This is a genomic window from Pseudomonas fluorescens (assembly GCF_018614655.1).
Classification (GTDB): domain Bacteria; phylum Pseudomonadota; class Gammaproteobacteria; order Pseudomonadales; family Pseudomonadaceae; genus Aquipseudomonas; species Aquipseudomonas fluorescens_BX.
This window is the reverse complement of sequence record NZ_JAGGOG010000020.1, coordinates 57,851-73,979: the sequence shown is the minus strand read 5'-3', so window position 1 is coordinate 73,979 and position 16,129 is coordinate 57,851. Positions and strand designations below refer to the sequence as shown.

Here is a 16,129-nt window from a genome sequence, read left to right as displayed (position 1 = left end):
GCATCCGCGCCTATGAAGTTTCCAGGAAGATTTACCAGCGGCTTGATTCTGCTGTTCACGAGCTGCAGCGCACTGGCGCAAAGCGAATTGGATGTGCGCATCAAACCCTCAAACGACGCGTTGAAAGCCAACATCGAAGGCTATATCGGCGGGGTTGGCGACCGTGATGAAGAAGCCTTGCTGCGTTTCAGCCGTGGTGCTGAAGAGCAGGCGCGCAAGGCCGCCCAGGCTTTGGGTTTCTATCAGCCGCAGATTGCCAGTGACGTCAAGGGCGGCAAGACGCCGCGCCTGATCCTCACCATTGACCCCGGCGAACCGGTGCATTTGCGCAACGTGACCATTCGTGTCGACGGCCAGGCGGCGAGCCTCAAGTCTTTTCGTCTGCCCAGCAGCGATGAACTCAAACCCGGCGCGGTGCTCAACCACGGCAACTACGAAGACGCCAAGCGCCTGATCCAGAACCAGGCGTCACGCTACGGCTTTTTCAGCGGGCGCTTTACCAGTCAGAAACTGTCGGTGGACCCGCAAGCGGGCGTGGCCGATATCGAACTCATTTACGACAGCGGCCCGCGCTATGCCTTGGGCAAGGTCAGCTTTGCCGGCGACACGCCGTTCGATGAAGACCTGCTGCAACGCATGGTGCCGTTCAAGAGCGGCGCACCCTACGACTCCGAACTGATAGCCGAACTGAACCAGGCCCTGCAATCCAGCGGCTTTTTCGAGGGGGTGCGGGTGGACGCTGCGCCCGCTGCGTCGGCCAATGATGTGATCCCGGTGGCCGTGCAACTGGAAACCCGCAAGCCGCGGACCATGGGCCTGGGCCTGGGTTACTCCACCGATGTCGGCCCTCGCGGCAAGGCCAACTGGACCCGGCATTGGGTCAATCCTCAGGGGCATAGTTATGGTTGGGAGGCCGAACTGTCGGCGCCCCGGCAGAACGTCGGCCTGTGGTACGACATTCCTCTTGACCCACCACTCACCGACAAGCTGCGCTTCGCCGGTGGCTATCAGAATGAAGAGCTGGCGGGCACCGACACCCTCAGCAAGTTGCTGACGGTCGGCCCTGAATGGCACAGCAAGTTGCCCAGCGGCTGGACACGGATCATCTCGCTGAAATGGCAGCGCGAAGAATATCGCCTGGGCAATGACTCGGGCCTGAGTACCTTGCTGATGCCGGGCATCAGCTACTCCTACCTGCGCAGCGATAACCGCATCGATCCCCACAACGGCTACCGTCTGCAATTCGAGACCCGGGTGGCCAAGGAAGGGGTGATGTCCGACACCAACCTGCTCTACGGCACGGCGATGATCAAGGGCTTGACCACCGTGTGGGACAAGCACCGCTTCCTCGGTCGGGCGCAGTTCGGTGGCAGCGCCACCAATGGCTATAAGTCCGTGCCGCCGTCGTTACGCTTTTTTGCCGGTGGCGACCAGAGCGTGCGCGGTTACGAGTACCAGACGCTGTCGCCGGAAAACGATCGTGGCGACCGCATCGGTGGCCGCTACATGGTGGCGCTGAGCGCCGAGTATCAATATTCAATTGCCGAGAGATGGCGGATCGCGACCTTTATCGATCAGGGCAACTCCTTCAACAACCTCGACCTGCCGAGCCTGAAAACCGGTGTCGGCGTCGGCGTACGCTGGGTGTCTCCGGTAGGCCCGATCCGTCTTGACCTGGCCCATGCGCTGGAAGATCCGGGCGGTATTCGTTTGCACTTTTCCATGGGGCCTGAGCTGTGACGCGTGGTTTGAAAATAGCGGGGCTGGCCATTCTTGCCGTCCTGGCATTACTGGTGCTGGCACTGTGGACAGTGCTCGGAACTCAGGCCGGCAGCCGCTGGGCGTTGAGTCAGGTACCGGGGTTGACCGTGGAAAACTTCCAAGGGCGCCTGGGCGGGCAGTGGAGTGCCGATCATCTGCTGTGGCAACAAGACGGCAGCCGGGTCGAACTCAACGCGCCGAAGTTTGATTGGTCACCGGGGTGCCTGATGCGCATGACCCTGTGCATCAACCAACTGGACGTGGAGCAGGTCAGTCTGCAATTCCCTCCCAGTACGGAAGAAAGCAGCGGCCCCATCACCTTGCCGGAGTTGAAGTTGCCGGTGGCGATCCAACTGGGCGAAGTCCGTGTTGGCAGCTTGCTGTTCAACGGCAGCGAAGAGCTCAAGGGTCTGCAACTGGCGGCGCACTGGACCGCAGAGGGCATGAAGATTGACTCGGTGCACCTGCAACGGGATGACCTGGTCCTCGACTTGTCCGGCTTGCTGCAACCCACCGGTGACTGGCCGTTGACGGCGACGGGTAACCTGAGTTTGCCCTACGCCCCGGGTGGCGCCCCGTGGACAGTGGCGCTCAAGGTCGACGGCGACTTGCTCAAGACCCTCAAGCTTGATGCTGACAGCAGCGGCTACTTGCCTGGCAAACTCAGCGGCGAGTTGCAACCGTTGGTAGAAAACCTGCCGGCGCAAGTGCGCATTACCTCCGATGGGTTCAAGGCCAGTGCCGACTTGCCCGATACCCTGCAACTCAATCAGTTGGATCTGACAGCCAAGGGCGATCTGAAAAACGGTTACCAACTGCTGGGCAAGGCGGTGTTGCCCGCAGAAAAAGGCCCGGTGGACCTGCTGCTGCAAGGCACGGTCGACGGTAACGGTGCACAGATCGCTGGCCTGGACCTGAATGCCGGCGATAAGCAAAGCCTCAAGCTCAGTGCCCAGTTGGACTGGCAGCAGGGCTTCAGCGCCGACGCGAAAATCGACTGGCTGGACTTCCCCTGGCATCGGCTCTACCCGCTGATCGATGAACCCCAAGTGGCGTTGCGTACCTTCAATGGCGAAGTCTCTTACAAAGACGGCAACTACCTGGGCAACTTCAAGGCCGACCTCGATGGCCCGGCAGGCAAGTTCAGCCTGAGCAGCCCGTTCAGTGGCGACCTCAAGCAAGTGTTCCTGCCGGAGCTGAAACTGGCCGCCGGTCAAGGCAAGGCCGAAGGCCACTTGAACCTGCAATACGCCGACGGCATTGCGTGGGATACGGCACTGGACCTGTCGGCGATCAACCCGGCGTACTGGGTCGCGGAGTTGCCGGGCACGCTTGCCGGCCCGTTGCGCAGCAAGGGCGAGATGAAAAACCAGCAGCTTAAGCTGAATGCCGACCTCGACCTCAAGGGTCGCTTGCGCGGCCAGCCGGCCGTGCTCCAGGCCAAGGCCGAAGGCGCGGGCGAACAGTGGACCCTCGGTGCCCTGGATATTCGCCTCGGCGACAACCGCATCAACGGCAGTGGCAGCCTGCAACAACGCCTGGCCGGGCAGATCGATATCAAGCTGGCGCGCCTGGCCCAGCTGTGGCCGCAACTGCGGGGGCAAGTCAATGGCCGTCTCGATGTGGCGGGCACACTTCAGGCACCCCAGGGCAAACTCAATGTGTTGGGTCAGCAACTGGCGTTTGAAGACAACCGCCTGCAAAGCCTGACCCTGGACGCCAGCCTCGACAACGCCCAGCGAGCCAGGATCGACCTCAAGGGTAGCGGCATTCAGGCCGGTGAAACCCAGGTTGGCACCCTGACCGCCAGTGCTCAGGGCGATATCAAGAGCCAGAAAGTCCAGTTGGACCTGGCCGGCCCGTTGCTCAAGCTGGCGTTGGCCCTTGATGGCAACCTGGACAAGGGCAACTGGCGCGGACGTTTGGCCAGCGGCGACGTGCAAGCTGGTGGGCAGGACTGGAAGCTGCAAGCCCCGGCGAAAATCGAACGCCTGGCAGACGGCAAGCTGACCTTTTCCGCTCACTGCTGGGTGTCCGGCCCGGCGAGCCTGTGTGGTGAAGACCAACGGTTGATGCCCGAGCCCAAGCTGCGTTACCACCTCAAGCAATTCCCCATCGACAGCCTGGCGCAATGGCTGCCCAAGGATTTCGCCTGGCAGGGCAAACTCAACGCCGACGTACAACTCGACCTGCCGGCCAGCGGGCCTAAAGGTGTGGTTTCGGTGGATGCCAGCGGCGGCACGATGCGGGTCAGGGACAAGGGCCAGTGGCTGGATTTCCCTTATGACACCCTCAAACTGGAAACCACCCTCAACCCCAAGCGCATCGACACTCAGCTGAGTTTCCGTGGCGGCAAGCTGGGGGAGTTGCTGTTGCAGGCCCAGATCAATCCGTTGCCGAAGAACAAGCCGTTGACCGGCAATTTCAGCCTCACCGGGCTGGACTTGGCCGTTGCGCGACCCTTTGTGCCGATGGTGGAAAAACTCAATGGCCGGCTCAACGGCAACGGTCGTCTTTCCGGCGGCCTGTTGGCGCCCCAGGTCAACGGCAGTGTGAACCTGGTGGGCGGCGAGATTTCCGGCCCTGAATTACCCATCAGCCTTGAAGACCTGAACATCCAGGCCTTGATCGCTGGCGAAAGCGTGCAACTCAATGGCGGCTGGAAAAGTGGTAAAGCCGGGCAGGGCAGCGTGAAGGGCCAGATCGACTGGGGCCAGGCCCTGGCCGTCGACATCCGCCTGCAAGGTACGCAACTGCCAGTCACCGTTGAGCCTTACGCAGAACTGGAAGTGGCCCCCGACCTGAAAATCACCCTGAAGCACGACAAGCTGGCCATCGCCGGCAAGGTGCAGATCCCCAAGGGCGACATCACCGTGCGTGAACTGCCGCCGTCGACGGTCAAGGTGTCCGATGACACGGTGATCGTCGGCAGCCAGACCGAGGAAGGCAAGCCGCCGATGGCGATGGCCATGGACATCGATGTGGAAGTTGGCAAAGACACGCTGAACTTCGCCGGATTCGGCCTGACCGCCAAGGTGCAAGGCCACGTACACATCGGCGACAACATGGACACCCGTGGCGAGTTGTGGCTCAACGATGGCCGCTACCGTGCCTATGGTCAGCGCCTCAATGTGCGTCGGGCGCGGCTGCTGTTCGCCGGCCCGCTCGACCAGCCGTACCTGGACATCGAAGCCATCCGCCAGACCGATGACGTGATCGCCGGCATCCGCCTGAGTGGCAGCGCCGAGCAACCCACCACGCAAATTTTCTCGGAACCGGCCATGAGCCAGGAGCAGGCGCTGTCTTACCTGGTGCTGGGGCGTCCGCTGAGCACCACCGGCGAAGACAACAACATGCTCGCCCAGGCGGCATTGGGGTTGGGGTTGATGGGCAGCGCGGGGGTGACGTCGGACATCGCCAATAAACTGGGTATCCAAGACTTCGACCTCGACACCCAGGGTAGCGGCAACAATACGGCCGTGGTGGCCAGCGGCAAGATCTCGGAAAAGCTCAGCTTGCGCTATGGCGTCGGGGTGTTTGAGCCGGCCAATACCATCGCCTTGCGGTACTTGCTGAGCAAGAAAGTGTATTTGGAAGTGGCCAGCGGCGTGGCCAGCTCACTGGACATTTTCTACAAGCGGGATTTCTAGCCGCAGCCGATCGCAGGCTACGCCAGCAGCTGCAGGCAATCGACGCGGCCCTGTAGCCGCTGCCGAGGCACGAGGCTGCGATAAGGGCCGAAGGCCCTTCAGCGGTTTCAAGATTCTTACGACTGCTGCGCAGCCGATCGCAGGCTGCGCCAGCGGCTACAGGTGATCGACACAACCCTGTAGCCGCTGCCGAGGCACGAGGCTGCGATAAGGGCCGCAGGACCTTCGGCGGTTTCAAGATCCTTACGACTGGTGCGCAGCCGATCGCAGGCTGCGCCCCCACAGTTAGCCGCACTCCCGCCGCTATCTCCCCACCCCTTATTCGCCCAATACAAAGCAACCTAACTATTTGTTTGACATTCGCTGCCTAGGCAGTAACATCTCGTCATACATTTGCTGCCTAGGCAGTTAGTAGGTAGGTCTCGATGAAACACTTCACGCCTGAAAACTTCCACAACTGCCACCTCGGACTGCTCTTGGGTCGCGCCGCCTTGCTCAAGGACAAGATCATCGACACCCACATGGAACCTCACGGCATCACCGCCGCGCAGTTCAAGGTGTTGATCATCATGGCCCAGTTCGGCGTCGACACCCCGGCGGAGCTGTGCCGCAACCTGTCTCTGGACAGCGGCTCAATGACCCGCATGCTCGACCGTCTGGAGCAAAAAGACCTGTTGGCGCGCAAGCGTTCCGAACAGGACCGGCGCCAGGTGCAGTTGGTGTTGACCGCCGAAGGCCAACGCCTGGCGGACATGTTGCCGCACATCGGCGCCCAGGCCTTGAACCAGTTGGCCGGCGCCTTGGAGCCGGGTGAGTTGCAAACCCTGGAAAAAATCTTGAAGAAAATTCTGATAGCTGCAGGTGATCCCATCACCCTCCAGCGGGTAGGTACCCAATGAACACTCGCGCCCTTTGCCTTGTGCTGGTAGCCATGAGCATGGCCGGTTGTGCCAATTTCAGTGGCTTGGACACCGAAGGCAAACGCCTCGAAGCCAATAACCTGCAAGCCGGCAAATCCCTTAGCGGCGTGACCCTGTCGCCTGCCGCCTGGCCAAAAGCTGACTGGTGGAAAAGCCTCGGCGACCCGCAACTCGACGGCCTGATCCACGAAGCCTTGCGCGACAGCCCCGACATGCAAGTGGCCAGCGCCCGTGCCCACCAGGCCGAAGCTGCCGCTTATGCCGCCGATGCTGCACGCATGCCGACCCTGGATGCCAGTGCCGGTATCAGCCGTTCGCGCCTGGCCAAGGATCAGGACCCGCGCGGAGTGGGCGATGCCTACGCCACCGTGCGTAACGTCAGCGCCGGCTTCAATTACAACTTCGACCTCTGGGGAGGCCAGCGTGCCGCCTGGGAAGCCGCGCTGGGCCAGGCTCGCGCCGCCGAAGTTGATCAGCAAGCCGCTCAGTTGACCTTGGCGGCCGACGTTGCGCGGGCCTACAGCGACCTGGGCCGCGCCCATATCGTTCGGGACCTGGCCAATGACGACCTCAAGCGCACCCGGCAAATGCTCGACCTGGGCAAACGTCGGCTGAGCTCCGGAATCGACAGCCAGTACCAATACCAGCAAACTGAAAGTCTGGAAGCCAGCGCCGAGTCGCAACTGATCGACGCCGAGAAAACCCTGCAAAGCGCCAAGATCACCCTGGCGGTATTGCTCGGCAAAGGCCCGGACCGCGGCAATGAACTGAGCCGTCCCAATGTCCTCAAGCCCAGTGCCGTCGCCGTGCCTTCGGTGCTGCCGGCCGAGTTGCTGGGGCGTCGCCCGGACCTGATTGCCGCCCGCTGGCGGGTGGAGGCGGCGAGCAAGAACATCGTCGCCGGCAAAGCCAACTTCTATCCCAACCTCAACCTGAGCGCGAGCGCCGGGGCCGAGTCGTTGTTGGGGGATGCGATGTTCGGTTCTGCCAGCCGGTTCTTCAACATCGCGCCGACGGTGTCGCTGCCGATTTTCGATGGCGGCCGCCTGCGCGCCGACCTCGATTCCCGCGACGCCGACTACGACTTGGCGGTGGCCCAGTACAACAAAAGCCTGGTGAAAGCCCTGGGGGATGTCAGCGACAGCCTCTCGCAGTTGCGCGACATCGGCCGCCAGATTCAGGCCCAGCAACATGCGACGGACATCGCCCAAGAGTCCTATAACACCGTGGTTCAGCGTTACGGCTCAGGTATCGGTAACTACCTGGACGTGCTCAGTATCGAGCAGCAATTGCTGCAGGCCCAACGTCAGTTGGCCAGCCTGAATGCCGAGCAAATCGATCTTTCGATTCAATTGATGCAGGCCCTGGGCGGCGGGTTTCACGCCGATAACGTGGCGTCGACCACCCCAGCCACGCGCACTGAATAATTCAAGGTACTAGTCATGGCCACTGTCGAAACAAACAACACAAACCAACAACCTGCAGACACCGGCAACCCGGGCAAACGCAAATTCATGCTGCTGGTCCTGGCGTTGATCGTCATCCTCGGCGTCCTGGGCGTATGGGGCTGGTACGAGTTCTACGGACGCTGGAGCGAAAGCACCGACGACGCCTACGTGAACGGCAACGTGGTGGAAATCACTCCGCTGGTTACCGGCACCGTGGTGAGCATCGGTGCCGACGATGGCGACCTGGTCCATGAGGGCCAGGTGCTGATCAACTTCGATCCCAACGATGCCGCCGTCGGCTTGCAAAGTGCCCAGGCTAACCTGGCGCGCACGGTGCGTCAGGTGCGTGGCTTGTACAGCAACGTTGATGGGATGAAAGCCCAGGTCAACGCACAGAAAGCCGAAGTGCAAACCGCTCAGGACAACTACAACCGTCGGAAAAACCTGGCGCAGGGCGGGGCTATTTCCCTGGAAGAACTGTCCCACGCTCGCGACAGTTTGACCTCGGCGAATAACGCGCTGGCCAGCCTCGAGCAGCAACTCAAGACCACCAACGCACTGGTTGACGACACGGTAATTTCGTCGCACCCGGACGTGCAGGCCGCCGCTGCGCAATTGCGCCAGGCTTATCTGACCAACGCCCGCAGCACCCTGATCGCGCCGGTCACCGGTTACGTTGCCAAGCGCACCGTGCAACTGGGTCAGCGTGTGCAGCCAGGTACCGCGTTGATGGCGGTTATCCCGCTGGATCAGTTGTGGATCGACGCCAACTTCAAGGAAACCCAACTACGCCAGATGCGCATCGGCCAGCCGGTGGATATCGAAACGGATATCTACGGCAGCGACGTGAAGTTCAGCGGCAGCGTGGACAGCCTTGGTGCCGGGACCGGCAGTGCCTTCGCCTTGCTGCCGGCGCAGAACGCCACCGGTAACTGGATCAAGATCGTGCAGCGGGTGCCAGTGCGGATTCATATCAATGCCGAAGAGTTGGCCAAGAACCCGTTGCGGGTCGGCTTGTCCACCGTGGTCAACGTCAACCTGCACGACCAGAGCGGCCCGGTATTGGCCCAACAGGCGCCACAAAAGGCTTCGTTCAGCACCAACGTGTACGACCGTCAATTGGCCGAGGCCGATGCGATGATCAGCCAACTGATCCATGAAAACAGCGCTGCCGCTCCCAAGGCCGCCCAGCGCTGATTCGCCAATCCGTCAGCTACGGCCCTTGGCGGCCGTAGCGCCCACCGCCGTTTCACAGGATTTGCGATGAGCAATAACGCTTCCTTCACGCCGCCCAGCTTGCTGATGGCCACCATCGGCCTGTCCCTGGCGACCTTCATGCAGGTGCTCGACACCACCATCGCCAACGTGGCGTTGCCGACCATTTCCGGCAACCTGGGCGTGAGTTCGGAGCAGGGCACCTGGGTCATCACCTCGTTTGCCGTGAGTAACGCCATCGCCTTGCCGCTGACTGGCTGGCTGAGCCGTCGCTTCGGTGAGGTGAAGCTGTTTCTGTGGGCCACCATCCTGTTTGTGTTGGCCTCGTTTCTCTGTGGTGTCTCCACCTCGATGCCCGAGCTGATCGGCTTCCGGGTGCTGCAAGGCTTGGTGGCCGGTCCGCTGTATCCGATGACCCAGACGTTACTGATCGCGGTCTACCCGCCGGCGAGGCGAGGCATGGCCTTGGCGTTGCTGGCAATGGTCACGGTGGTGGCGCCGATTGCGGGGCCGATTCTCGGTGGCTGGATCACCGACAGCTACAGTTGGCCGTGGATCTTCTTTATCAACGTGCCCATCGGTATCTTTGCGGTGATGGTGGTGCGTTTCCAGTTGAAGAAGCGGCCAGTGGTCACCAGTCACCAGCCGATGGATTACGTTGGGTTGTTGAGCCTGATTGTCGGCGTCGGTGCCCTGCAGATCATCCTCGACAAGGGCAATGACCTGGATTGGTTCGAGTCGAACTTCATCATCATTGGTGCGGTGATTTCGTTGATTGCCCTGGCGGTGTTCATCATCTGGGAAATGACCGACAAACACCCGGTGGTCAACCTGCGGTTGTTTGCTCATCGCAACTTCCGTATCGGCACGATTGTGCTGGTGCTGGGCTACGCCGGTTTCTTCGGGATCAACCTGATCCTGCCGCAGTGGCTGCAGACCCAGATGGGCTACACCGCCACCTGGGCGGGGCTTGCGGTGGCACCGATCGGGATTCTGCCGGTGCTGATGTCGCCCTTTGTCGGCAAATACGCCCACAAGTTCGACTTGCGCCTGTTGGCCGGGCTGGCGTTTTTGGCGATTGGCGTGAGCTGCTTCATGCGCGCCGGCTTTACCAACGAAGTGGACTTCGAGCATATCGCTCTGGTGCAACTGTTCATGGGTATTGGTGTAGCGCTGTTCTTCATGCCGACCTTGAGCATCCTGATGTCCGACCTGCCACCGCATCAGATTGCCGATGGCGCGGGTCTTGCGACCTTTCTGCGGACCTTGGGCGGTAGCTTCGCGGCGTCGCTGACGACCTGGATCTGGATTCGTCGGGCGGATCAGCACCATGCCTATATGAGCGAAAATATGACGACCTACGACTCGGCCACCCGCGACGCGTTGAATGCGCTGGGCGGGGCAGGGCACAAGGCGTATGCGCAGTTGGATCAGATACTGACGAGCCAGGCGTACATGATGTCCACCGTGGATTACTTCACGTTGCTGGGGTGGATGTTCATGGGGTTGATCGTGATTGTGTGGCTGGCCAAGCCGCCGTTTGCCGCGAAGGCGGGGCCGGAGGCCAGCGGGCACTAGTCTTGATGTTTTTTACTGTGGCGAGCGGGCTTGCCCGCGTTGGGCTGCGCAGCAGCCCTAAAACCTGTCGTCGGTCCAACTGAAAGAATGCGGTGATCTTACTGGGGCTGCTTCGCAGCCCAACGCGGGCAAGCCCGCTCGCCACAACGGAATATTCAGTTTCCAGGCAGTGCCAACTGCGGATTGACAAAGTCAAACGCCGCTAATTGAAATCCTTGCTCATCCACCTGCAACGCCCAACCCTGTTTGTCCCAGTCCCCCAGCACGATACGCTTGGCCGCCTGGTCGCCAATCTGCAACTTGTGAATGGCGGGGCGGTGCGTATGGCCGTGGACCAGGGTCCGCACGCCAAACTCCTGCATCACCCGCGGGACTTCCTCAGGCGTCACATCGACAATGTCGTTGGCCTTCATCCGCACTTGGGCACTGCTTTCGCTGCGCAGCTTGCGCGCCAGCTTGTGCCGGGTGCGCAAGGGCAGGTGGCGCAGGATAAACAGGGTGACGGGGTTACGCAGGATGCGCCGCAGCTTCATATAGCCAACGTCGCGGGTACACAGGCTGTCGCCGTGCATCAACAGCACCGGCTCGCCATAAAACTGCACGACACTGGGATCCTTGAGCAACGTGGCGCCTGCCGCTTTGCAGAACGCTTTGCCGATCAGGAAGTCCCGGTTGCCATGCATGATGAAAATCTGGGTGCCGCTATCGCTCAGCTCGCGCAGAGCCTCGCAAATCGAACGCTGGAAGGGCGTCATCCCATCGTCGCCAATCCAGGCTTCGAAGAAGTCCCCCAGAATGTACAACGCCTGGGCGGAACGGGCACGGCCGTTCAGTAAATCCAGAAACGCCCGGGTAATATCCGGGCGCTCCTCTTCCAGATGCAAATCTGAAATCAGCAATATCACTCAACGATCTCGGCTTTCTCGACGATCACGTCTTCTACCGGGACGTCCTGGTGACCGGACTTGCTGGTGGTTTGTACGCCTTTGATCTTGTCGACAACGTCAGTGCCGGCAGTCACTTTGCCGAATACCGCGTAACCCCACCCCTGCACGTTCTTGCCGCTGTGGTTCAAGAAGCTGTTGTCGGCCACGTTGATGAAAAACTGTGCGGAGGCCGAATGCGGTTCCATGGTACGGGCCATGGCGACGGTGTACTTGTCGTTGGAAAGGCCGTTGTCCGCTTCGTTCTGGATGCTTGGACGCTTGTCTTTCTTTTCTTTCATGCCTGGCTCGAAACCGCCGCCCTGGACCATGAAGTTACCGATCACACGGTGGAAAACCGTGTTTTCGTAGTGGCCGGCTTTAACGTACTCGATGAAGTTGGCGACGGTGATCGGCGCTTTCTCGGCGTTCAGCTCGATGACGATGTCACCGTGGTTGGTGGTCAGTTTGACTTGAGTCATGTTCACTACTCTTTCAAGGAATTCGTGGGTTTGGGCGCTTTCGCGCCTTACCTGCCTGGCAAAACGGCAGCCAAGGCGCGCAGTTTAGCGTGACCTGCAGGAATTTCGAGGTGGTTTTTTACCGCCCATGCAATAAATGCAGCAGTTTTTGGCCTCGCTCTGTCAGGTGCTTGACAGCATCGGCTATGATAACGCCTTTGTTTTATCTGGCCTGACCTGGCCACGTACCTGTCTGTTCAAGGATCCTATGAGCAAGCCCACTGTCGACCCTACCTCGAATTCCAAGGCCGGACCTGCCGTCCCGGTCAACTTCCTGCGCCCGATCATCCAGGCGGACCTGGATTCGGGCAAGCACACGCAGATCGTCACCCGCTTCCCGCCAGAGCCCAACGGCTACCTGCACATCGGTCACGCCAAGTCGATCTGTGTGAATTTCGGTCTGGCCCAGGAGTTCGGTGGCGTCACGCACCTGCGTTTCGACGACACCAACCCGGCCAAGGAAGACCAGGAATACATCGACGCGATCGAAAGCGACATCAAGTGGCTGGGCTTTGAATGGTCCGGTGAAGTGCGCTATGCCTCGAAGTATTTCGACCAATTGTTCGATTGGGCCGTCGAACTGATCAAGGCCGGCAAGGCCTACGTCGACGACCTCACCCCTGAGCAGGCCAAGGAATACCGTGGCACGCTGACCGAACCGGGCAAGAATAGCCCGTTCCGCGACCGTTCGGTGGAAGAGAACCTGGACTGGTTCGCCCGCATGCGCGCCGGTGAGTTCCCGGACGGCGCCCGCGTACTGCGCGCCAAGATCGACATGGCCTCGCCGAACATGAACCTGCGCGACCCGATCATGTACCGCATCCGCCACGCCCATCACCACCAGACCGGTGACAAGTGGTGCATCTACCCCAATTACGACTTCACCCACGGTCAGTCGGACGCCATCGAAGGCATCACCCATTCCATCTGCACACTGGAGTTCGAAAGCCATCGCCCACTGTACGAATGGTTCCTCGACAGCCTGCCGGTACCGGCGCACCCGCGTCAGTACGAATTCAGCCGCCTGAACCTGAACTACACCATCACCAGCAAGCGCAAGCTCAAGCAGTTGGTTGATGAGAAGCACGTACATGGCTGGGACGACCCGCGCATGTCGACGCTGTCGGGCTTCCGCCGTCGTGGCTACACCCCGGCGTCGATCCGCAATTTCTGCGACATGGTCGGTACCAACCGTTCCGACGGCGTGGTCGACTTCGGCATGCTCGAGTTCAGCATCCGCCAGGACCTCGACCAGAACGCTCCGCGCGCCATGTGCGTGCTGCGTCCGTTGAAAGTCGTGATCACTAACTACCCGGAAGACCAGGTCGAAAACCTCGAACTGCCGCGTCATCCGCAGAAAGAAGAACTGGGCGTGCGCAAGCTGCCGTTTGCCCGTGAAATCTACATCGACCACGATGACTTCATGGAAGAGCCGCCAAAAGGCTACAAGCGCTTGGAACCGAACGGCGAAGTGCGCCTGCGCGGCAGCTACGTGATTCGCGCCGATGAAGCAATCAAGGACGCCGATGGCAACATCGTCGAACTGCGTTGCTCGTACGATCCGGACACCCTGGGCAAGAACCCTGAAGGCCGCAAGGTCAAGGGCGTGGTCCACTGGGTGCCGGCCGCTGCCAGCATCGAGTGCGAAGTGCGCCTGTACGATCGTCTGTTCCGCTCGCCGAATCCTGAAAAGGCCGAAGACAGCGCCGGCTTCCTCGACAACATCAACCCTGATTCCCTGCAAGTACTCACGGGTTGTCGTGCCGAACCCTCTTTGGGCGACGCACAGCCGGAAGACCGTTTCCAGTTCGAGCGCGAAGGCTACTTCTGCGCGGATATCAAGGACTCGAAACCAGGTCATCCGGTATTCAACCGTACCGTGACCTTGCGTGATTCGTGGGGCCAGTGATCAAGTCTTAAGGAAGCCGTTGTGCTAACGATCTACAACACGCTCAGCAAGAGCAAAGAAGTCTTCAAGCCACTGGATGGCAACAAGGTGCGCATGTACGTGTGCGGCATGACCGTGTACGACTACTGCCACATCGGCCACGGCCGCAGCATGGTTGCCTTCGACCTGGTGACCCGCTGGTTGCGTTTCAGCGGCTATGACTTGACGTATGTGCGCAACATCACCGACATCGACGACAAGATCATCAATCGTGCCAAGGAAAACGGCGAGCCGTTTGATGTGCTGACCGAACGCATGATCGCCGCCATGCACGAGGACGAGGCGCGCCTCAACATCCTCAAGCCGGACATGGAGCCTCGCGCCACGGACCATATCCCGGGCATGCACGCGATGATCCAGACCCTGATCGACAAGGGTTACGCCTACGCTCCGGGCAATGGCGACGTGTACTACCGCGTCGCCAAGTTCATGGGCTACGGCAAACTGTCGCGCAAGAAAATCGAAGACCTGCGCATCGGCGCACGCATCGAAGTCGACGAAGCCAAGCAAGACCCGCTGGACTTCGTCCTGTGGAAAGGTACCAAGCCCGGCGAGCCGAGCTGGGAGTCGCCATGGGGCGCCGGGCGTCCGGGCTGGCACATCGAATGCTCGGTGATGTCCACCTGCTGCCTGGGCGAGACCTTCGACATTCATGGCGGCGGCAGCGACCTTGAGTTCCCGCACCACGAAAACGAAATCGCCCAAAGCGAAGCGGCCACCGGCAAGACCTACGCCAACGCGTGGATGCATTGCGGCATGATTCGCATCAATGGCGAGAAGATGTCCAAGTCCTTGAACAACTTCTTCACCATCCGCGACGTGCTGGAAAAGTACCATCCGGAAGTGGTGCGGTACCTGTTGGTGTCGAGCCACTACCGCAGCGCGATCAACTACTCGGAAGACAACCTCAAGGACGCCAAAGGCGCGCTTGAGCGGTTCTACCATGCGTTGAAAGGCTTGCCTGTTGTTGCGCCTGCTGGTGGCGAAGCGTTCGTTGAGCGTTTTACCCAAGTCATGAACGACGACTTCGGCACACCGGAAGCGTGCGCGGTGCTGTTTGAGATGGTGCGTGAGATCAACCGTCTGCGTGAGAGCGATCTCGATGCAGCGGCTGGGCTTGCTGCTCGCTTGAAAGAGTTGGCCAGTGTGTTGGGCGTCCTGCAAATGGAAGCCGATGACTTCCTGCAAGCGGGCGCTGAAGGGCGCGTGGATGCGGCTGAGGTGGATGCACTGATCCAGGCGCGTTTGACGGCGCGTGCCAACAAGGACTGGGCGGAATCCGACCGTATCCGTGACCAACTCACCGCCATGGGGGTGGTATTGGAAGACGGGAAGGGTGGGACGACGTGGCGGTTGGCTGATCAGGCTTGATTGGTAACCCGATCCAAATGTGGGAGGGGCGGTGCGACCTCCCACATTTTTAGCCCAATCTTCGATTTCGGATTTATCTCTGAATAGTACTGTCATTGAGGTTTAGTGTTTTCTCCACCATCAACTGAACCCCTTCCAGCATCCGACAAATTCCCAGAGCCACGCTTCGAGGATTACCGTCGATCTCAAAAGCCAGATGGCTTGCCAGTGCGTGGACTGACGCCAGATCCTCTGAAGCGTTGATCAATAAGGTTTCTGCATCTAATCCTTCGCGCACGGCAAACAGACCCGTTCCGTTATCTGACGGCTCTGGTTTCGAAGATGGGTTCAAATAATGGCTAATCGCTCGATGAGCAGAATCTTGAAACCGGGATGAATCCAACGGCGGATTCGGACTGTCTTTAATCATGACGAAGCTCCTAGAGTTTGGAGCCCCCACCCATCGCTGCGAAACGATAATTGGGTGGCAGCTGTACGCAGGTTCGCAGACCGGGACTCTAGGCACCCGGCATACCCGAAGGTATCCCGCGCACAGCCGCCATAACATCAGGCATAAAAAAGCGCCCGTTATCTTTTGGTGGACGCTGTGCGTCTAGAGTTTAACCGGGCTGCGAAACCCGGTCGCTGAATTTGCAGCGACCGCCGAAGATTAGTGAGGCATCTTCTGAGCGACAACCCTAAAAAGCTGTCGGAAAATTCTTGGTTCTGCAGATTCAGTGGTGGCCAAGCTGGTTGTAGCGGTCAAGGAGACTGCACTGATGATTAATCGAGCGTTTCCCGGACTGGGACGATTC

The 16,129-nt window shown here is 60.2% G+C and carries 11 protein-coding genes; 8 read left to right on the top strand and 3 right to left on the bottom strand.

What is annotated here, in order from left to right:
* Positions 1-12: 12 nt before the first annotated feature.
* The 6 genes from J7E41_RS21150 (at position 13) to J7E41_RS21125 (ending at position 10,572) form a co-directional block, all read left to right on the top strand.
* On the top strand, positions 13-1,740 hold the full coding sequence (locus tag J7E41_RS21150) for an autotransporter assembly complex protein TamA (protein WP_214995922.1): 1,728 nt from the start codon (positions 13-15) through the stop codon (positions 1,738-1,740).
* The gene (locus J7E41_RS21145) at positions 1,737-5,411 is read left to right on the top strand and encodes a translocation/assembly module TamB domain-containing protein (RefSeq protein WP_214995920.1); all 3,675 of its coding nucleotides are present in this window, start codon (positions 1,737-1,739) and stop codon (positions 5,409-5,411) included. The genes J7E41_RS21150 and J7E41_RS21145 overlap by 4 nt, the downstream gene beginning before the upstream one ends.
* A 425-nt stretch (positions 5,412-5,836) precedes the next feature.
* Positions 5,837-6,310, top strand: coding sequence for a MarR family winged helix-turn-helix transcriptional regulator (locus tag J7E41_RS21140; protein ID WP_214995918.1), 474 nt, complete (start codon positions 5,837-5,839; stop codon positions 6,308-6,310).
* Positions 6,307-7,758: an efflux transporter outer membrane subunit gene (locus tag J7E41_RS21135; protein ID WP_214995916.1), complete on the top strand. Its 1,452-nt coding sequence runs from the start codon at positions 6,307-6,309 to the stop codon at positions 7,756-7,758. Before J7E41_RS21140 ends, J7E41_RS21135 begins: the two co-directional genes overlap by 4 nt.
* 15 nt (positions 7,759-7,773) lie before the next feature.
* Positions 7,774-8,976, top strand: coding sequence for an efflux RND transporter periplasmic adaptor subunit (locus tag J7E41_RS21130; protein WP_214995914.1), 1,203 nt, complete (start codon positions 7,774-7,776; stop codon positions 8,974-8,976).
* A gap of 66 nt (positions 8,977-9,042) precedes the next feature.
* The gene (locus J7E41_RS21125; RefSeq protein WP_214995912.1) at positions 9,043-10,572 is read left to right on the top strand and encodes a DHA2 family efflux MFS transporter permease subunit; all 1,530 of its coding nucleotides are present in this window, start codon (positions 9,043-9,045) and stop codon (positions 10,570-10,572) included.
* Between the two features lie 155 nt (positions 10,573-10,727).
* On the opposite strand, the gene lpxH is transcribed toward J7E41_RS21125, so the two are convergent.
* Together lpxH and J7E41_RS21115 are read right to left on the bottom strand one after the other, a co-directional pair.
* Complete coding sequence (lpxH, locus tag J7E41_RS21120) at positions 10,728-11,477, bottom strand: UDP-2,3-diacylglucosamine diphosphatase (RefSeq protein ID WP_214995910.1); 750 nt, start codon at positions 11,475-11,477, stop codon at positions 10,728-10,730.
* Positions 11,474-11,977: a peptidylprolyl isomerase gene (locus J7E41_RS21115; protein ID WP_214995908.1), complete on the bottom strand. Its 504-nt coding sequence runs from the start codon at positions 11,975-11,977 to the stop codon at positions 11,474-11,476. The genes lpxH and J7E41_RS21115 overlap by 4 nt, the downstream gene beginning before the upstream one ends.
* A gap of 247 nt (positions 11,978-12,224) precedes the next feature.
* Here J7E41_RS21115 and J7E41_RS21110 point away from each other — a divergent pair, with 247 nt between their 5' ends.
* On the top strand, positions 12,225-13,925 hold the full coding sequence (locus J7E41_RS21110) for a glutamine--tRNA ligase/YqeY domain fusion protein (protein ID WP_214995905.1): 1,701 nt from the start codon (positions 12,225-12,227) through the stop codon (positions 13,923-13,925).
* 21 nt (positions 13,926-13,946) lie between these two features.
* Positions 13,947-15,335, top strand: a complete 1,389-nt coding sequence (cysS, locus tag J7E41_RS21105; RefSeq protein ID WP_214995903.1) for a cysteine--tRNA ligase — start codon at positions 13,947-13,949, stop codon at positions 15,333-15,335.
* A gap of 73 nt (positions 15,336-15,408) precedes the next feature.
* On the opposite strand, the gene J7E41_RS21100 is transcribed toward cysS, so the two are convergent.
* Complete coding sequence (locus J7E41_RS21100; protein ID WP_214995901.1) at positions 15,409-15,744, bottom strand: DUF6124 family protein; 336 nt, start codon at positions 15,742-15,744, stop codon at positions 15,409-15,411.
* Positions 15,745-16,129 lie beyond the last annotated feature (385 nt).

Excerpts from the sequence above, each read along its gene's own strand:
- J7E41_RS21100 (WP_214995901.1), bottom strand. The coding sequence starts at position 15,744 with ATGATTAAAGACAGTCCGAATCCGCCGTTGGATTCATCCCGGTTTCAA.
- J7E41_RS21125 (WP_214995912.1), top strand. The coding sequence starts at position 9,043 with ATGAGCAATAACGCTTCCTTCACGCCGCCCAGCTTGCTGATGGCCACC.
- J7E41_RS21130 (WP_214995914.1), top strand. The coding sequence starts at position 7,774 with ATGGCCACTGTCGAAACAAACAACACAAACCAACAACCTGCAGACACC.
- J7E41_RS21140 (WP_214995918.1), top strand. The coding sequence starts at position 5,837 with ATGAAACACTTCACGCCTGAAAACTTCCACAACTGCCACCTCGGACTG.
- J7E41_RS21150 (WP_214995922.1), top strand. The coding sequence starts at position 13 with ATGAAGTTTCCAGGAAGATTTACCAGCGGCTTGATTCTGCTGTTCACG.
- J7E41_RS21135 (WP_214995916.1), top strand. The coding sequence starts at position 6,307 with ATGAACACTCGCGCCCTTTGCCTTGTGCTGGTAGCCATGAGCATGGCC.
- J7E41_RS21115 (WP_214995908.1), bottom strand. The coding sequence starts at position 11,977 with ATGACTCAAGTCAAACTGACCACCAACCACGGTGACATCGTCATCGAG.
- J7E41_RS21110 (WP_214995905.1), top strand. The coding sequence starts at position 12,225 with ATGAGCAAGCCCACTGTCGACCCTACCTCGAATTCCAAGGCCGGACCT.